Origin of the sequence: Bradyrhizobium sp. SZCCHNR1017 (assembly GCF_032381375.1) — a bacterium.
GTDB lineage: Bacteria > Pseudomonadota > Alphaproteobacteria > Rhizobiales > Xanthobacteraceae > Bradyrhizobium.
In genome coordinates this window covers 71,513-86,077 of sequence record NZ_JAUHIR010000024.1, presented here as the reverse complement: position 1 = coordinate 86,077, position 14,565 = coordinate 71,513, and the positions used below count along the sequence as shown (strand labels likewise).

13 protein-coding genes are annotated in these 14,565 nt (G+C 66.9%); 5 read left to right on the top strand and 8 right to left on the bottom strand.

Translation table 11 applies throughout. The features are described 5' to 3' along the window. Positions 1-635: 635 nt before the first annotated feature. Complete coding sequence (gene ggt, locus QW863_RS34030) at positions 636-2,222, bottom strand: gamma-glutamyltransferase (protein WP_315718254.1); 1,587 nt, start codon at positions 2,220-2,222, stop codon at positions 636-638. A 132-nt stretch (positions 2,223-2,354) separates the two neighbouring features. Between ggt and QW863_RS34025 the strand changes: the two genes are divergently transcribed. Both QW863_RS34025 and QW863_RS34020 read left to right on the top strand, forming a co-directional pair. Further along, positions 2,355-3,134, top strand: a complete 780-nt coding sequence (locus tag QW863_RS34025; protein WP_315718253.1) for a rhodanese-related sulfurtransferase — start codon at positions 2,355-2,357, stop codon at positions 3,132-3,134. Further along, positions 3,121-3,348, top strand: a complete 228-nt coding sequence (locus QW863_RS34020) for a SlyX family protein (RefSeq protein WP_315718252.1) — start codon at positions 3,121-3,123, stop codon at positions 3,346-3,348. Before QW863_RS34025 ends, QW863_RS34020 begins: the two co-directional genes overlap by 14 nt. Before the next feature lie 13 nt (positions 3,349-3,361). On the opposite strand, the gene QW863_RS34015 is transcribed toward QW863_RS34020, so the two are convergent. Both QW863_RS34015 and QW863_RS34010 read right to left on the bottom strand, forming a co-directional pair. Further along, a complete protein-coding gene (locus QW863_RS34015) occupies positions 3,362-5,272 on the bottom strand; it encodes a diguanylate cyclase (RefSeq protein ID WP_315718251.1) in 1,911 nt (636 codons plus the stop codon). 170 nt (positions 5,273-5,442) lie between these two features. Beyond that, entirely contained in the window at positions 5,443-5,679 is a 237-nt protein-coding gene (locus QW863_RS34010; RefSeq protein WP_315718250.1) for a hypothetical protein, read from the bottom strand. 197 nt (positions 5,680-5,876) lie between these two features. Here QW863_RS34010 and hemE point away from each other — a divergent pair, with 197 nt between their 5' ends. Next, the gene (gene hemE, locus QW863_RS34005; RefSeq protein ID WP_409977991.1) at positions 5,877-6,908 is read left to right on the top strand and encodes a uroporphyrinogen decarboxylase; all 1,032 of its coding nucleotides are present in this window, start codon (positions 5,877-5,879) and stop codon (positions 6,906-6,908) included. A 4-nt stretch (positions 6,909-6,912) separates the two neighbouring features. Here hemE and hemC read toward each other — a convergent pair whose 3' ends face one another. The 3 genes from hemC to QW863_RS33990 all read right to left on the bottom strand — a co-directional run bounded on the left by hemC (position 6,913) and on the right by QW863_RS33990 (position 10,807). Further along, complete coding sequence (gene hemC / locus QW863_RS34000) at positions 6,913-7,890, bottom strand: hydroxymethylbilane synthase (protein WP_315718248.1); 978 nt, start codon at positions 7,888-7,890, stop codon at positions 6,913-6,915. 15 nt (positions 7,891-7,905) lie between these two features. Next, the gene (locus QW863_RS33995) at positions 7,906-9,531 is read right to left on the bottom strand and encodes a choline dehydrogenase (protein ID WP_315769937.1); all 1,626 of its coding nucleotides are present in this window, start codon (positions 9,529-9,531) and stop codon (positions 7,906-7,908) included. A 97-nt stretch (positions 9,532-9,628) separates the two neighbouring features. Further along, positions 9,629-10,807, bottom strand: coding sequence for an acetate/propionate family kinase (locus QW863_RS33990; RefSeq protein ID WP_315718246.1), 1,179 nt, complete (start codon positions 10,805-10,807; stop codon positions 9,629-9,631). Positions 10,808-10,980: 173 nt separating this feature from the next. Between QW863_RS33990 and QW863_RS33985 the strand changes: the two genes are divergently transcribed. Together QW863_RS33985 and QW863_RS33980 are read left to right on the top strand one after the other, a co-directional pair. Then, on the top strand, positions 10,981-12,015 hold the full coding sequence (locus QW863_RS33985; RefSeq protein ID WP_315718259.1) for a cobalamin-independent methionine synthase II family protein: 1,035 nt from the start codon (positions 10,981-10,983) through the stop codon (positions 12,013-12,015). A gap of 138 nt (positions 12,016-12,153) precedes the next feature. Beyond that, positions 12,154-12,804, top strand: coding sequence for a hypothetical protein (locus QW863_RS33980; RefSeq protein WP_315718244.1), 651 nt, complete (start codon positions 12,154-12,156; stop codon positions 12,802-12,804). A gap of 12 nt (positions 12,805-12,816) precedes the next feature. Here the strand turns inward: QW863_RS33980 and QW863_RS33975 are convergent, their stop codons facing one another. Together QW863_RS33975 and QW863_RS33970 are read right to left on the bottom strand one after the other, a co-directional pair. Further along, a complete protein-coding gene (locus tag QW863_RS33975; protein ID WP_315718243.1) occupies positions 12,817-13,797 on the bottom strand; it encodes a PDR/VanB family oxidoreductase in 981 nt (326 codons plus the stop codon). A 10-nt stretch (positions 13,798-13,807) separates the two neighbouring features. Continuing rightward, positions 13,808-14,563: a GntR family transcriptional regulator gene (locus tag QW863_RS33970; RefSeq protein WP_315718241.1), complete on the bottom strand. Its 756-nt coding sequence runs from the start codon at positions 14,561-14,563 to the stop codon at positions 13,808-13,810. Positions 14,564-14,565 lie beyond the last annotated feature (2 nt).

Here is a 14,565-nt window from a genome sequence, read left to right as displayed (position 1 = left end):
AGCGGCAATCCCACGCCAAAATTTCTGCTGTTCCGCACGCCCCGCAACTGGTGGGCGCCCCAATGATCCCAGCTTGCTCCGCGTTGACCGTTTCTTTCGAATGCCCATCGCAACCTCCTCATCGAGTGTTGCGACGACCAATTGAATCCACCGGTTGAATCGGCTTTGCCTGTGGTACCTGCCGCCTGCATTTTTTCGCAGGCGGGCCATGGGTGAGGCCTTCACCCGGCATTCCCTGCGCCCTCTGCCTTTCGAGAGGGACGAACTGATCGCAGACCTCGGGCGTCCGTGCCGCGAGAACGAGACCATGTGTCGATCGTTGTTTGAGCCGTGTATCCGCCCCCGTCCACCGCCGTCGTCCCGGACAAGCCGTGACGCGCGCCGCGTGTCGCGGCGCCGATCCGGACCCATACGCCGCGGCGGACGTGACGTGCGAAGAACTAACGGCTGGCCTGCCTCAAACCACTGCCTGGGGTCATGGGTCCCGGCGCAAGGCCGGGACGACAGTGGTGTGTGTGGATGCAGCTTGCGTAGCCACCATCGTCATTGCGAGGAGCGAAGCGACGAAGCAATCCAGAGTGACAGCCACGGCTCTGGATCGCGTCGCTGCGCTCGCGATGACGAATGGCGCCGCCTCAATACCCCAGCGCGCAGCCGTCCTTGCGCGGGTCGGAGCCGCCGGTGAGCGTGCCCTTGTCCCAGTCGATCCAGATCGCCTGACCGCCGCCGAGCGGCGACACCACCTTGGTGGTCTTGTGGCCGATCTTCTGCAAGCCCTCGACCACCTCGGCCGGCACGCCGTCCTCGAGCTGATAGACGCCCTCGTAATGCAGACCCCTGGCCATATCGATCGCTTCCTGCACGTCGCAGCCGTAGTCGAGGATGTTGGTCAGAACGTGGGTCTGGCCGACCGGCTGATACTGGCCGCCCATGACGCCGAACGACATCTGGGCGCGGCCCGCCTTGGTGGCGAGCGCCGGAATGATCGTGTGCAGCGGACGCTTGCCCGGGCCGATGCAGTTCGGATGGCCCGGCTGGATGCGGAAGCCGCCGGCGCGGTTCTGCAGAAGCACGCCGGTCTCGTTGGAGACGATCGCCGAGCCGAACGAATGCGCGATCGAGTTGATGAAGGAGCAGACGTTGCGGTCGCGGTCGACGACCGTGATGTAGACGGTCTCCGGATTCATCGGCGGCGCGACGTTCGGCAGGTCGAGCAGCTTGTCGAGGCTGATCTGCGAGATGTACTCGTCGGCGAACTCCTTGGCGAGGATGCTCGCGACCTCGGTCGTCATGTGCGCGGGATCGCCGATGTGCTGCTCGCGCATCATGTAGGCGATACGGGCGGCCTCGGCCTCGAGGTGGAAGCGCTCGACGCTGAGCGGATCGATGCGCGTGAGGTCGAAGCGCGAGAGGATGTTGAGCATCACCAGCATGGTGATGCCCGGACCGTTGGGCGGGCACTGCCAGACGTCGTAATCCTTGTAGGTGGTGCCGATCGGCGAGGTCACCTCGGTCTGGTGGTTGGCGAAATCCTCCAAGGTGTGCAGGCCGCCGATGCCGCGCAGGGTCTGCACCATGTCCTCGGCGACGGCGCCGGTGTAGAAGCCCTTCGCCCCCTCCTTGGCGATGACGCGCAGGGTCTGCGCCAGCTCCGGCTGGCGGATCACGTCACCGACCGCTGCCGCCTTGCCATGCGGCAGAAAGTAGCGCGCGGTGTTGGTGCCGTTCTTGAGCTTCTCGAACTGGTTGTTCCAGTCGAACGCGACACGCGGCGCCACCACATAGCCGTCCTCCGCGGCGCGGATCGCGGGCTGCAGCAGCCGGTCGAGCCCGAGCCGGCCGTGGTCGCGCAGGATGCGGTCCCAGGCATCGATCGCGCCGGGGACGGACACCGCATGGGCCGAGGTCAGGGGGACCGAATGGATCTTGCGCTCGAGGTACCAGTCCACAGTCGCGGCGGCGGGCGCCCGACCCGAGCCGTTATAGGCCATGATCCGGCTTTCGCCCCTGGGCTGTACCAAGGCGAAGCAGTCGCCGCCGATGCCGGTCGATTGCGGCTCGATCACGCCGAGCAGGGCGCAGGCTGCCACCGCGGCGTCGGCCGCGGTGCCCCCGGCCCGCAGCACCTCGATCCCGGCCAGCGCCGCCTGCGGGTGCGATGTCGCGATCATTCCGTTCTGGGCGTGGACCGTCGACCTGCCTGGGAAGTGGAAGCTTCTCATCGTTGCTCGCTGCGTGATCGTGTGGTGGTTGGAATACCAGTGCTGGCCGGCTACATCGCACATTCCTTCCAGGCTCGGCAATGCCCGGGGATACCAGCTTTTCTATGGTCAGCTCTGCTGGTAAACGGCCGCATGCCCCTCGCCGTCGCCGCCTTCTATCAGTTCGTCGCCCTGCCGGATTTTCGCGACCTGCGCGCGCCGCTCCACGCCTTTTGCGCCGAGCGCGGCATCAGGGGCAGCGTCCTGCTGGCCGAGGAGGGCATCAACGGCACCGTGGCCGGGACCGGGCCGGCAATTGCCGCCCTGGTAGGCGCGTTTCGCGACGGAACGCTGTTCGCCGGCCGGCTGGACAATCTGGAGCTGAAATACTCGCGCGCCACGGCCATGCCGTTCCGGCGCCTCAAGGTGCGGCTGAAGCGGGAGATCGTGACGCTCGGCGATCCCGCCGCCGATCCGACCCGGCAGGTCGGGACCTATGTCAATCCCGCCGATTGGAACGCGCTGATCGCCGCGCCGGATACCGTCGTGCTCGACACCCGGAATGCGTTCGAGGTGGCGATGGGGACGTTCGAAGGCGCGGTCGATCCAGGCCTGCAGAGCTTCGGGCAGTTCAAGGATTTTGCAGAACGCGCACTCGATCCTGCCAGGCACAAGCGGATCGCGATGTTCTGCACCGGCGGCATCCGCTGCGAGAAGGCGAGCGCGCTGCTGCTGGCGCGCGGCTTTTCCGAGGTCTACCACCTCAAGGGGGGCATCCTGAAGTATCTCGAGGAGATCCCGGAATCCGAGAGCCGCTGGCGCGGCGGCTGTTTCGTGTTCGACGACCGGGTGGCGCTCGGTCACGGGCTGCGGGAGCACAGCAAGGCCACCATCAAGGCCGTTCCGGAGGGCGCACGCGATGAGCAGTTCTGAGCCATCCAACGCGGAGCTCGGCGAGCGGATCGACACGCTGGAGATGCGCCTCACCTTCCAGGACGACACGATCGAGACGCTGAACCAGACCATCACTGCGCAGTGGCGCGAGATCGACGCGCTGAAACGGCGGATCGCCCTGCTGGTCGAGCGGCTCGAGGACGCGCAAGGCAACGCCGAGGGGCCGCGCAATGAGCCTCCGCCGCACTACTGAGCGGGCGGCGATCTCAGGCCGGGACGGTCGCCGGCGCCTTGCCGGCGGGCAGATCGATCACCTCGCCGGCCATGATCAGGCGGTCGCGGCCGGCGTCCTTGGCGGCATAGAGCGCGCGGTCGGCCGCCTCGATCAGCGAGGCCGGGCCGGCGGAGCGCTCGAAGCCCGGCCGGCACACCGCGCCGCCGATGCTCGCGGTGACGATGCCCACCGGGTTGTGATCGTGGACGATGCGGGCCTCGTGCAGTGCCCGCCTGATCCGCTCGCCGAGCCTGGCGCAGCCCCCGGCATCGGTGTTCGGCAGCAGGACGGCGAACTCCTCGCCGCCGTAGCGGGCCGCCAGATCCGAGCTGCGCTGCGCCTCGTCGGCCAGAATGCCGGCCACGGTGTGCAGGCATTCGTCGCCGGCCGGGTGGCCATAGGCGTCGTTGAAGGCCTTGAAGTGGTCGATGTCGATCATCAGCAGCGCCAGCGAAGTCTTGTCGCGGTAGGCCCTGCCCCACTCCTCCAGCAGCCGCTCGTCGAACCGGCGGCGGTTGGCGAGCCCGGTGAGGCCGTCCTCGATGGCCAGCGTCTCGAGCCGGCCCTGCAGCGTCTTCTGCTGCGTCACGTCGCGGGTGACGGCGACGAAGCCGTCGAGCGCGCCATCCGGCTGACGGGTGGCGCGGATCGTGGTCTCGACCCAGATCTCAGATTTGTCGCGGCGACGCATGCGATAGGTGGCGCGCGCCTCGTCGACGGCGCCCCTCCTGAGCTGATCGAGGATCTCCTGCAGTTGCGGGCGATCGAGCGGATGCACACCGGACAGCGCGCGCTTGCCCAGGAGCTGCGACGGGTGCCAGCCCAGCACGCGCATGGTCGACGGCGAAACGTAGCCGATGCAGTCGTCCAGCTCGATCCGCGTCACGATGTCGCTGGAGCCTTCGGCGAGCAACCTGAAGTTCTCCTCCTTTGCCGCCAGCGCCGCGGCGAGCTGCTGCCGCTGCAGCAACTGCTTCGCGAGGAAGATGCCGATCGCGATGACCAGCGCAACCAGACAGACCAGCACCGTCAGCCGGACCAGCGCGTCACGCGTCCATTCCGCCAGGACCTCCGCCTCGGTGCGCGTCACGAGAATGAGGAACGGATAGCGCTGCGCGTGCTGATAGAACCCGATGCGTTCGGACGGTTCGCCGAGCCGCCGGAAATGCAACGGCCCCGACGCCGGATGATAGGGTATCGCTTCAGGTATGGGGCGCCCAAGCGTCTGCGGGTCCGGCTCCGCATTGTCGGCGAGGACGGCTCCGTCACGGCTCATCAGGCTGATCGTGCCCTGACGACCGACGGCAAACTGACGGTAGAACTGAGCAAAATAGGCAACGTCGATGGTTGCCAGCACGACGCCGCCGAACCGGCCATCCGCGTGATTCCAGCGCCGCGACAGGGTGATGACCCATTGACCGCCGGCCCTGCTCTGCACCGGACGACCGATCAGCAGCGAGCGATCGGCCGAAATCCTGTGGTGTGCGAAGTAGTCGCGATCGGCATTGTTGTAGTTGGTGAGCGTGACGTCCTCGGTGGTGGCAAGCCAGTCGCCGTTTTCGCCATAGGCGAAGATGCCCCGGATGCGGCCGAGATTGGCCTTCCTCGTCTTCAGAATCGTCTGCAGTCGGGCGATCGCACCGGGCTTGCCGTCATCGGTCTCGAGCGCGGCGACGACGCCGCGCAACAGCGAATCCGCAAGCTCGAAGGTATCCTCAACGTGCTGGGTGAGCGAGTGAGCGAGGTTGCCGAGATCGGTTTCGGCATTGCGTACCTCCGCCTGTCGGGAAGTCCATTCGCCCCATACGCTGTAAGCGAGAATCGTGACCGACACGAGCGCAAGCACGCCAGCCGCCCACATTGGCAGGCGGCTTCGATCAACTCTGGTCGCACCAATGTCCATTCCGCGGGACTCTCCGGACGCCGCGAGAGTCCCATGGACATCTTATTTAACTCTGAAATGCGATTGGTCCGAGGGCGTCCGCACCGACCCGTAAGACTACGGCCGCTCCCGTACTACTACGGACAAACAACGGCGGCGCCACGCTCGAGGCGGGCGTTTAGCCTGTTAGTTCAGCGAACGAACACCGATCGCACCTTTTCCCAAAGCGATGGCGAATGGTCCAGGTCAACGTCATCGCCCTTCACGCGGGTCGTCGAGGGCTGCTGCAGGCTCACCGGATCCGATGCCGGAAACGTGTCCATCAGTCCCTTGTCGAGCTGCGTTGCAGTCGCACGGTCGAGACGCGCAGCTTCGCGCGGATCAACCGCGTGCTTGTCGTGCGGCGCGGGATTGAATTTCTCAGCCATGATCGATCTCCCTGTGGAACGACAACGCAGGGGCGACGGACGTGTTCCCCTCGATGTGACGTCCCGCAACTGTGGGGACGATCGCATCTCCGGCGACTCCCGAGCCGATATGACCTTGGCCGGAACCGCGTGGGCATGTATCACGGACGGTAAACTGTTCCCGAAGGTTGCGGAGCCCGAGCGTGAGTGAGACTGCCGTGAACAAGCCTTTCATCGACGTGCTGGCCGGTCGGCGCCAGAGCCTGCCTCCGGTGTGGATGATGCGGCAGGCCGGCCGCTATTTGCCGGAGTACCGCGAGGTCCGCGCCAAGGCCGGCGGCTTTCTCGACCTCTGCTTCAATCCCGAGCTCGCGGCTGAAGTGACGCTGCAGCCGATCCGGCGCTTCGGCTTCGATGCGGCGATCATCTTTTCCGACATTCTGGTGATCCCGCATGCGCTCGGCCGCGGCGTCCGCTTCGAGGTCGGCGAGGGCCCGCGGCTCGACCCGCTCGATGCGCCGGACAAGATCGCGACGCTGTCGGCGAAGGCAGATTTGTCGAAGCTGCAAGCGGTGTTCGAGGCGCTGCGCCGGGTGCGGGCCGAGCTGCCACCGAGCACCGCCCTGATCGGCTTTTGCGGCGCCCCGTGGACGGTCGCGACCTACATGGTCGCGGGCCAAGGCACGCCCGACCAAGCACCGGCGCGGCTGCTGGCCTATCGCCATCCCGAGGCGTTCGGCACGATCATCGACGCGCTGGTCGACAGCTCGATCGGCTATCTCTTGAAGCAGCTGGAGGCCGGAGCCGACGCGCTGCAGATCTTCGACACCTGGGCCGGGGTGCTGTCGCCGCGCGAGTTCGCGCGCTGGTCCGTCGCGCCGACGCGACGCATCGTCGAGGGCGTGCGCAAGGCGCGGCCGGATGCGAAGATCATCGGCTTTCCGCGCGGCGCCGGTGCATTGCTGCCGGGCTACGTCGCCGAGACCGGAATCGATGCCGTCAGCATCGACTGGACGGCGGAGCCGGGCCTCGTGCGCGAGCGGGTGCAGAGCAAGGTCGCGGTGCAGGGCAATCTCGATCCGCTGGCGCTGCTCACTGGGGGCGCGGCGCTCGACCAGGCGGTCGATGACGTGCTGGCGAGCTATTCCGGTGGACGGCACATCTTCAACCTCGGCCACGGCATCCTGCCGGAGACGCCGATCGCCCATGTGGAGCAGATGCTGGCGCGGGTGCGCGCCTACAAGGGATGACTTGCTAGCGCGGCCGGCTGCGCTCGATCAGCTCGGCCGCGCCGTTGGCGAGCAGCTCGAGCCCGACCGCCCGGCCGAGCTCGCGCGGGCGATCCGCCGGCGCCGAGCGCTGTGCTTCAATGAAGCGGCCGCCGTCCTCGTCGAGCACCGAGGCGGTCAGCGTCAGCTGTCCGCCGTCGATGGTCGAAAATCCTGCGATCGGCGAGTTGCAGTGGCCGTTGAGCACCCACAGCACCTCGCGCTCGGCGTCGGCGCAGGTCCGCGCCGCTGCATCGTCGATCGTCGCCAGGATGCGCCGCGTCTCCCAATCGGAGGCAGGGCACTCGACGGCGACGATGCCCTGCCCGACCGCCGGCAGCATGTCGGCGACCGGGAAGTCGTACGAGGCGCGATCAGAAAGACCGACCCGCTCCAGCCCGGAGCGCGCCATGATCAGCGCATCGGCCGGTCCCACGGCGCCGCCATCCGGCAGCCGCTGCAGCTCGCCATTGTCGAGCTTGCGGATGCGGGTGTCGGCCGCGCCGCGGAAATGGATCAGCTCGGCGTGCGGAAACAGCCGCCGCGCATAGGCGGCCCGGCGCACGGCATTGGTGCCGATCTTGAAGCCCCGGCCGCCATCGTTGCGGAATTGGTCCAGCGACAGCCCGCGCCGCAGCACCAGCACGTCGCCCGGCGGATCGCGCGACAGCAGCGCGGCAACCACCAGACCGGGCGTCTCCTCATTGCCCGGCATGTCCTTCAGCGAGTGCATCGCTGCATGCAGCCGGCCGTCCAGCATGGCACGGCGGATCTCGGCCACGAACGCGCCACCCTTGCCGCCGTGGGTGAGCAGCTTGCTGGTCTGGTCGGAATCGCCCGTCGTCTCGAACTTGACGATCTCGATGTCGAGCGACGGAATCGCCGCCTGCAGCCGACGGGCGATCTCCTCCGTCTGCGCCAAGGCCATCGTGCTCTTGCGGGTGCCGATCCGGAAACGTGTCACGAACTCATTCCTGCGTCAGCGCGCGTCCTGCAAGATCATGTCGGAGGCCTTCTCCGCGATCATGATGACCGGCGCGTTGGTGTTGCCCGAAACCAGATCCGGCATGATCGAGGCATCGACCACGCGCAGGCCGTCGACGCCGCGCACCCGCAGGCGTTGATCGACCACGGCGGCAGCATCGGTCCCCATCCGGCAGGTCGAGGTCGGATGGTAGATCGTGCTGCCGGTCTGCCGGCAATAGGCCAGGATGTCGTCATCGCTCACGATCTTGGACCCGGGATAGGCTTCATCCGAGACATACGGCTTCAGCGCCGGTGCCGCCAGGATTTTCCGCAGGATCCGGAGGCCCTCGATGTTGGCCCGCCGGTCGGTTTCACTGGCGAGATAATTGATGCGGATTTCCGGCGGCACCGTTGGATCCGCGCTCCTGATCCGCAGCGAACCGCGGCTTTCGGGCCTGAGCTGGCAGACCGAGACGGTGAAGCCGGAGAAGGTGTGCAGCTTTTCGCCCATCTTGTCGGTCGAGAACGGGATGAAGTGGATCTGGATGTCAGGGCTCGCAAGCCGCGGATCGGTCTTGAAGAACGCGCCGGCCGTACCCGCAGCGATCGTCAGCGGACCGTTGCGGAAGGCCGCATAGCGTACGCCAGCCAGCACCTTGCGCACCGGATTGTTGACGATGTCGTTCAGTGTGATGCGCTGGCTGCAGCGCATCACGATGCGCACCTGCAGATGGTCCTGCAGGTCACTTCCGACACCGGGCGCATCGAGGACCACGTCGAGGCCGTGCTGCTTCAACAGCTCGGCCGGACCGACCCCGGACAGCTGCAGCAGTTGCGGCGAGTTGTAGGCGCCGCTCGACACCAGAATCTCCTTGCGAGCGCGGGCCGTCCGCATTCGGCCGCGCTGGCTGAACGTGACGCCGCGGGCCCGGCGCCCCTCGAACAAAATCCGCTGGGCTAGCGCGTCGGTCTCGACGTGGAGGTTGCTGCGGCCGAGCGCCGGCCGCAGGTAGGAGGCCGCGCTGCTGGCGCGGCGGCCGCGACGGGTCGTCGTCTGGAAGAACCCCGCCCCCTCCTGGCTCGCACCATTGAAGTCACCATTGAAGGGCAACCCGGCCTCGACCGCCGCTTTCACGAAGGCTTCAGACAACGGGTCCTCGTGCCGCCAGTCGGACACCGGCAGCGGGCCGTCGACGCCGTGGTAGACGTCGGCGCCGCGGGACTGATTTTCCGCCCGCTTGAAATAGGGCAGCACGTCGTCATAGCCCCAGCCGACATTGCCGCGCTGGCGCCAGCGGTCGTAATCCTCGTGCTGGCCGCGCACGTAGAGCAGGCCGTTGATCGAGCTGGAGCCACCGAGCACCTTGCCGCGCGGCTGGAACACGGAGCGGCCGTCGAGTCCGGGCTCCGGCTCGGTCTGGTACATCCAGTTGACGGTCTTTTCCTTGAACAGCTTGCCGTAGCCGAGCGGGACGTGGATCCAGATGTTGGTGTCCTTTGGACCCGCCTCGAGCAGCAGCACCGTGTGCTTGCCGTCGCTGCTGAGCCTGTTGGCGAGAACGCAGCCGGCCGAGCCGGCACCGACCACGACGTAGTCGAACTCACTGTCCGCCTCACGCAACACCACGCTGCCTTCCATCGCTTCCCCACCAGCCTTGTTGTTCTTTCATTCTCGATGATACCAAAAAGCAAGGACATGCAAGCGGCAAATCAGCAGGTCTGGTCGGCCATCTCAGTCATTGCGGCCTCAGCAGGCGCGCGGCGTGCCGCGCGATCATCATTTCCTCATTGGTGTGGACCACGCGCACGCGCACCCGCGATCGATCCGAAGATATCAAGGAATGGTTCGCACGATTGCGGTCCTCGTCCAGCGCGATCCCGAGCCATTCGAAGCCTTGGCAGACGCGCTGGCGAATGTGCCATGCGTGCTCGCCGATACCGCCGCAGAACACGACCGCGTCGATGCCCGAGAGGACGGCGGTCATGGCGCCGAGCTCGCGCCTGATGCGGTCGACGAAGTAGTCGATCGCCTGCCGCGCCTCCGGCGTGCCGGCGGCCTCCAATTCGCGCATGTCCTGCGACAATCCCGACAATCCCTTCAGGCCCGAATGATTGTAGAGGAGATCGGTGACCGCTTCAGCCGTCATGCGCTTCTCCTGAAGCAGATAGAGAACGACGCCAGGGTCGAGCTGACCGCAGCGCGTGCCCATCGGCAGGCCGTCGAGTGCCGTGAAGCCCATCGACGAACCGATGCTCTGCCCATCCCGGATCGCACACATCGAGGCACCGTTGCCGAGATGCATCACGACCACCCGGCCCTTCTCGTCGAGCGGAGCGATCTCCTTCAATCGCGAAACGACGTATTCATAGGATAGGCCGTGAAAGCCGTAGCGGCGGATGCCTTGGTCGTAGAACTCACGCGGCAAGGCATAGGTATCATTGACCCAGGGGTGCGAACGATGGAACGCCGTGTCGAAACATGCGACCTGCACGGCGCTAGGAAAGGCGCGACGGGCGGCGCGGATACCGGAGAGATTGTGAGGCTGGTGCAACGGCGCCAGCGGAATGAGCTTCTGCAGATCATTCAGAACATCGTCATTGACGACGATCGGCTGCGTGAAAGCGAGCCCGCCATGGACGACGCGATGACCGACGGCGTTGACTTCGGTGCGCCCGATGGCGCGCTGCAGTACCTCGAGCACGACGCCGAGAGCTGCCTCGTGATCGGTGGCGCTCGCTGCATCGAGGCGTTCATCGGCCAGCGGAGCGCCCCTCAGCTTCGCTTCGAGATGCGGCGCGGCACTGCCAAGCCCTTCGATCTGGCCATGCACGGTCTCCACAAGGTCGGCATCTTCCTCGAACAAGGCGAACTTGATCGAGGATGAGCCGGAGTTGAGGATCAGGATGTGTTGCATCGGTGATGCCGCCTCGTGACGAATGATGAACTGATAAACTGCAGAAAATACGAACGATTTCCATGACGATCCGAAGATGAACAAAACGCTAGGTTGTATTCTGGCGCCGAGATGACCGTCTGCCGCCATATCAGGGGTTGGAGTCGGACCCGCGGGAGGGCCACTGCGTGAATATGCCTCGACATCTCCTGCCGACCACCGTGGTCGGAAGCTACCCGCAGCCGGATTGGCTGGTTGATCGCGCAATGCTCTCGAAGTCCGTTCCCCGCATTCGCATGCAGGGCATGTGGCGCATTCCCCGGCCGCTGCTCGACGACGCTCAGGACGATGCGACCATCGTCGCGATCCACGACATGGAACAGGCGGGGATCGACATCGTATCGGATGGCGAGATCCGGCGCGAAAGCTACTCCAACCGGTTCGCGACCGCGCTCGACGGCGTCGATGCCGACAATCCCGCCATCATCATCTCGCCGTCCGGGATCAAGACGCCAGTGCCGCGCGTCGCCGGTCCGATCCGGCGGACGCACCCGGTCGAGCTGCGCGACATGGAGTTCCTCCGCCGTAACACCAAGCGTGCCGCCAAGATCACCCTGCCCGGGCCGTTCACATTGAGCCAGCAGGCCCAGGACGATTTCTACGGCGACGACGAGGCGCTCGCGATGGCTTTCGCCGAGGTCGTCAATGCCGAGGCCCGCGACCTGCAACGCGCCGGCGCCGACGTCATCCAGCTCGACGAGCCCTGGGTCCGCAACAATCCGCAGGCGGCGCGGCGCTATGCCGTCAAGGCGATCAACCGGGCTCTGGATCATATTACGGTGCCCACCATCGTTCACGTCTGCTTCGGTTATGCCGCCATCGTGCCGGGCTCCAGCAAGCCGAGCGGATATGCGTTCCTGGCCGAGCTTGCCGATTGCCACGCCGCGCAGATCGCTATCGAGGCGGCGCAGCCGCGGCTCGACCTCGGCGTTCTCGGAGATCTCTCGACCAAGACCATCGTGCTCGGCGTCCTCGATCTCGGCAATCCCGAGGTCGAGCCGGTCGCGGTCGTCGCCGAGCGCATCCGCAACGGCCTCAAAGTGGTGGCGCCGGAGCGGCTGGTCGTGGCGCCGGACTGTGGCATGAAATATCTGCCGCGTGCGACCGCTTTCGGGAAATTGAAGGCGATGTGTGCGGCGGCGGCGCGGGTGCGCGAGGAGCTCGCCTGAAAGCCCAATGTGGCAGATGCGGCGCATGTCGGGCGCAACGCTCCACGATGGCGCCACCCTGCAAACCCATTTCCGGAATAAGGCAGGCGGTGAGCGCCGGAGGTCGGCTGGCCCGATTTCGTCGCGAGGGAGGCTCCGATGGCCGTCTGCATCACGTCGAGGAACGTCGCCGCCGCGATCGGCATGCTTGCCGGCGCAGCGGCGAGCGGGACCGCGATGGCCGACCCGCTCGACGACATCATGGGCGGCCTGATGCGCGACGCGCGCAGCTCGTTTGCGCGGATGGTGCCGATCGGGCTCGTACCGACCATGCCATCGCTCCAGCCGCCTCCCATCCAGCAGCCAACGGCACTGCCACCATCCTCTCGGCCCGCGCTCCCGCCCCAGGCTCAGGCCGTCAAGCCGCAGGCGGTAGCGAAACCATTGCGCCCCCGGCCGCCGCTCAGTCCCGCCGCGGCGACGTTGGCGGCTGCCGATGCTGCCGAGACGGTCGCCGACGCCAATCTCGATGCCGCGCTGGCGGCCAACGAGAAGGCCATTTCCGACCGCGACGTGGCGGAGGCGCTGGCGAAGGCCAATCCCACCGCAGCCAACATCGCGGCGGCCAAGGCCGCGGCCGAGGCGGCGTACACCGCCGAAGCGAACCTCACCGACGCGCTGTTGGCCGACAAGGAGACCGATGCACGTCTGAAGGCCGCACGCGCCGCCGTCGCAGCGCAGCAGAGCGGCCGGAAGTCCTCAGGCAAGCCGCCGTCGGCGATGTCGGTCAACCTGCTCGCCGACAAGTAGCCGGCGGCGCACTCACAGCGCGTCGGCCCGTTCCAGCGTGTCGATCGTGACCACGCCGTGGGCGCGGGAAACGCAGGCGCAGAGCTTGCGGCTGTCGTGCTTCTGCTCGGCGCTGAAGAACACGTCGCGATGATCGATCTCGCCCTCGACTTCGACCACGTCGACCGCGCAGACGCCGCACTCGCCGCGCCGGCAATCCGCCATGACCTCGTGGCCGGCGGCATTCAGCACGTCGAGCATCGAGCGGTCGCGCGGCACAACGATCTCCTCGCCGCTGTCGCGCAGCCGGACCTTGAACGGCTCGGTCGACAGCCGGCCGCTCGATCCGAACGTTTCATAGCTGAGATCGGCCGGCACGCGGCCGCACGCCGCCCACGCGCTGCGCGCGGCATCCAGCATCCGCATCGGTCCGCAGAACAGCACGGCTGCTCCGGACGGCAGACTCGAAAAAAGATCGGACAGGTCAAGCCGCTGCGACTGGTCCGCGGCATACACCGTGAGACGGTCGCCGAGCAGCGCCGCGAGCTCATCGACATAGGCCGCATCACCGCGCGATCGCACCGCATAGTGCAGCGAGACGTTCGGCGTCTTGCGCAGCAGCGCGTGCGCTGCTCCGACCAGCGGCGTGATGCCGATGCCGCCGGCGACCAGACAATAATGCGGACGCTGCCAATCGACCTGCAGCAGCGAGGTCGGGCTCGCCACATCCAGCCGGGCGCCGGGCTGCAGCGACCACAGATAGCGCGACCCGCCGCGGGAATCCTCGGCGAAGCGCACGGCGATCCGGTAGCCACGCGGGTCCGCCTCGCCGACCAGCGAATAGGAGCGGACATCGGGCTGGCCGGCGGCGAGGACGCCGACCTTGATGTGGCTGCCGACCGGATAGGGCGCGCAGACGTAGCCGTCGGGCCGCAGGATGAATTCGCGGATGCCCGGCGCAAGGTCGCGTGTCGAGACCAGGGTCGCAGGCGACCAATTGTCCTGGAAACGCATGATCGCCTCCTCAGCCGTTGATCTGCGTCTTGATCAGCACCGCCGCGGGCACCAGGTCCATCGGACCACGCGCCTTCACGGCGAGCCGCAGGTTGCGGGCCGCCAGCCGGGCATGCTCGCGCATGATGCTCTCGGCGCGGGCGCCCTCGCGGTTCTCGATCGCATCGATGACGATGCGGTGATGCTCCTGCGCGACCACCAGGATGTGACGCGCCTCCGGCAGCGCCGATTGCGCCATCACGAAGCCGCTCGGCGAGGCGAACGGCAGCGCGCTGGCGCGGTCGACCTGGCGGATCACCGGCGGGCTGCGCGACAGTTCGGCCAGCAGGGCATGAAAGCGCGCGTTCAGCGCCACATAAGCCGAGAACGCGTCGAACGAGAGCTCGGCCGGCGCGATCAGCTCGTCGATCTGGGCGAGGCACTCGCGCATCGGCTCGGTGTCGCGCACGGACACGCCGCGCTCGGCGGCGAGCCGCGCCGCCAGTCCTTCCATCGTGCCGCGCACCTCGATGGAGTCGAGCACGTCGCGCTCGGAGAACGATTTCACCATGAAGCCGCCGGACGGAATGGCCTCCAGCAGCCCCTCCTCCTCGAGCCGCACCAACGCCATGCGCACCGGCGTGCGCGAGACGCCGGCGGCCTCCACCGCCTGCAGCTCGGAGATGCGCTCGCCGGGGCGCAAGCCGCCGGTGAGGATCAGGTCGCGCAAGGTGAGCTGCGCACGTACGGTCTGCGAGATCGAACGCTCGCTGTCACGCTCGGCCATTC

Bases quoted from the DNA above. Each gene is read 5' to 3' on its own strand.
- ggt (WP_315718254.1), bottom strand. From the start codon at position 2,222: ATGAGAAGCTTCCACTTCCCAGGCAGGTCGACGGTCCACGCCCAGAAC.
- QW863_RS34025 (WP_315718253.1), top strand. From the start codon at position 2,355: ATGCCCCTCGCCGTCGCCGCCTTCTATCAGTTCGTCGCCCTGCCGGAT.
- QW863_RS34020 (WP_315718252.1), top strand. From the start codon at position 3,121: ATGAGCAGTTCTGAGCCATCCAACGCGGAGCTCGGCGAGCGGATCGAC.
- QW863_RS34015 (WP_315718251.1), bottom strand. From the start codon at position 5,272: ATGGACATTGGTGCGACCAGAGTTGATCGAAGCCGCCTGCCAATGTGG.
- QW863_RS34010 (WP_315718250.1), bottom strand. From the start codon at position 5,679: ATGGCTGAGAAATTCAATCCCGCGCCGCACGACAAGCACGCGGTTGAT.
- QW863_RS33995 (WP_315769937.1), bottom strand. From the start codon at position 9,531: ATGGAAGGCAGCGTGGTGTTGCGTGAGGCGGACAGTGAGTTCGACTAC.
- QW863_RS33990 (WP_315718246.1), bottom strand. From the start codon at position 10,807: ATGCAACACATCCTGATCCTCAACTCCGGCTCATCCTCGATCAAGTTC.
- QW863_RS33985 (WP_315718259.1), top strand. From the start codon at position 10,981: ATGCCTCGACATCTCCTGCCGACCACCGTGGTCGGAAGCTACCCGCAG.
- QW863_RS33980 (WP_315718244.1), top strand. From the start codon at position 12,154: ATGGCCGTCTGCATCACGTCGAGGAACGTCGCCGCCGCGATCGGCATG.
- QW863_RS33975 (WP_315718243.1), bottom strand. From the start codon at position 13,797: ATGCGTTTCCAGGACAATTGGTCGCCTGCGACCCTGGTCTCGACACGC.
- QW863_RS33970 (WP_315718241.1), bottom strand. From the start codon at position 14,563: ATGGCCGAGCGTGACAGCGAGCGTTCGATCTCGCAGACCGTACGTGCG.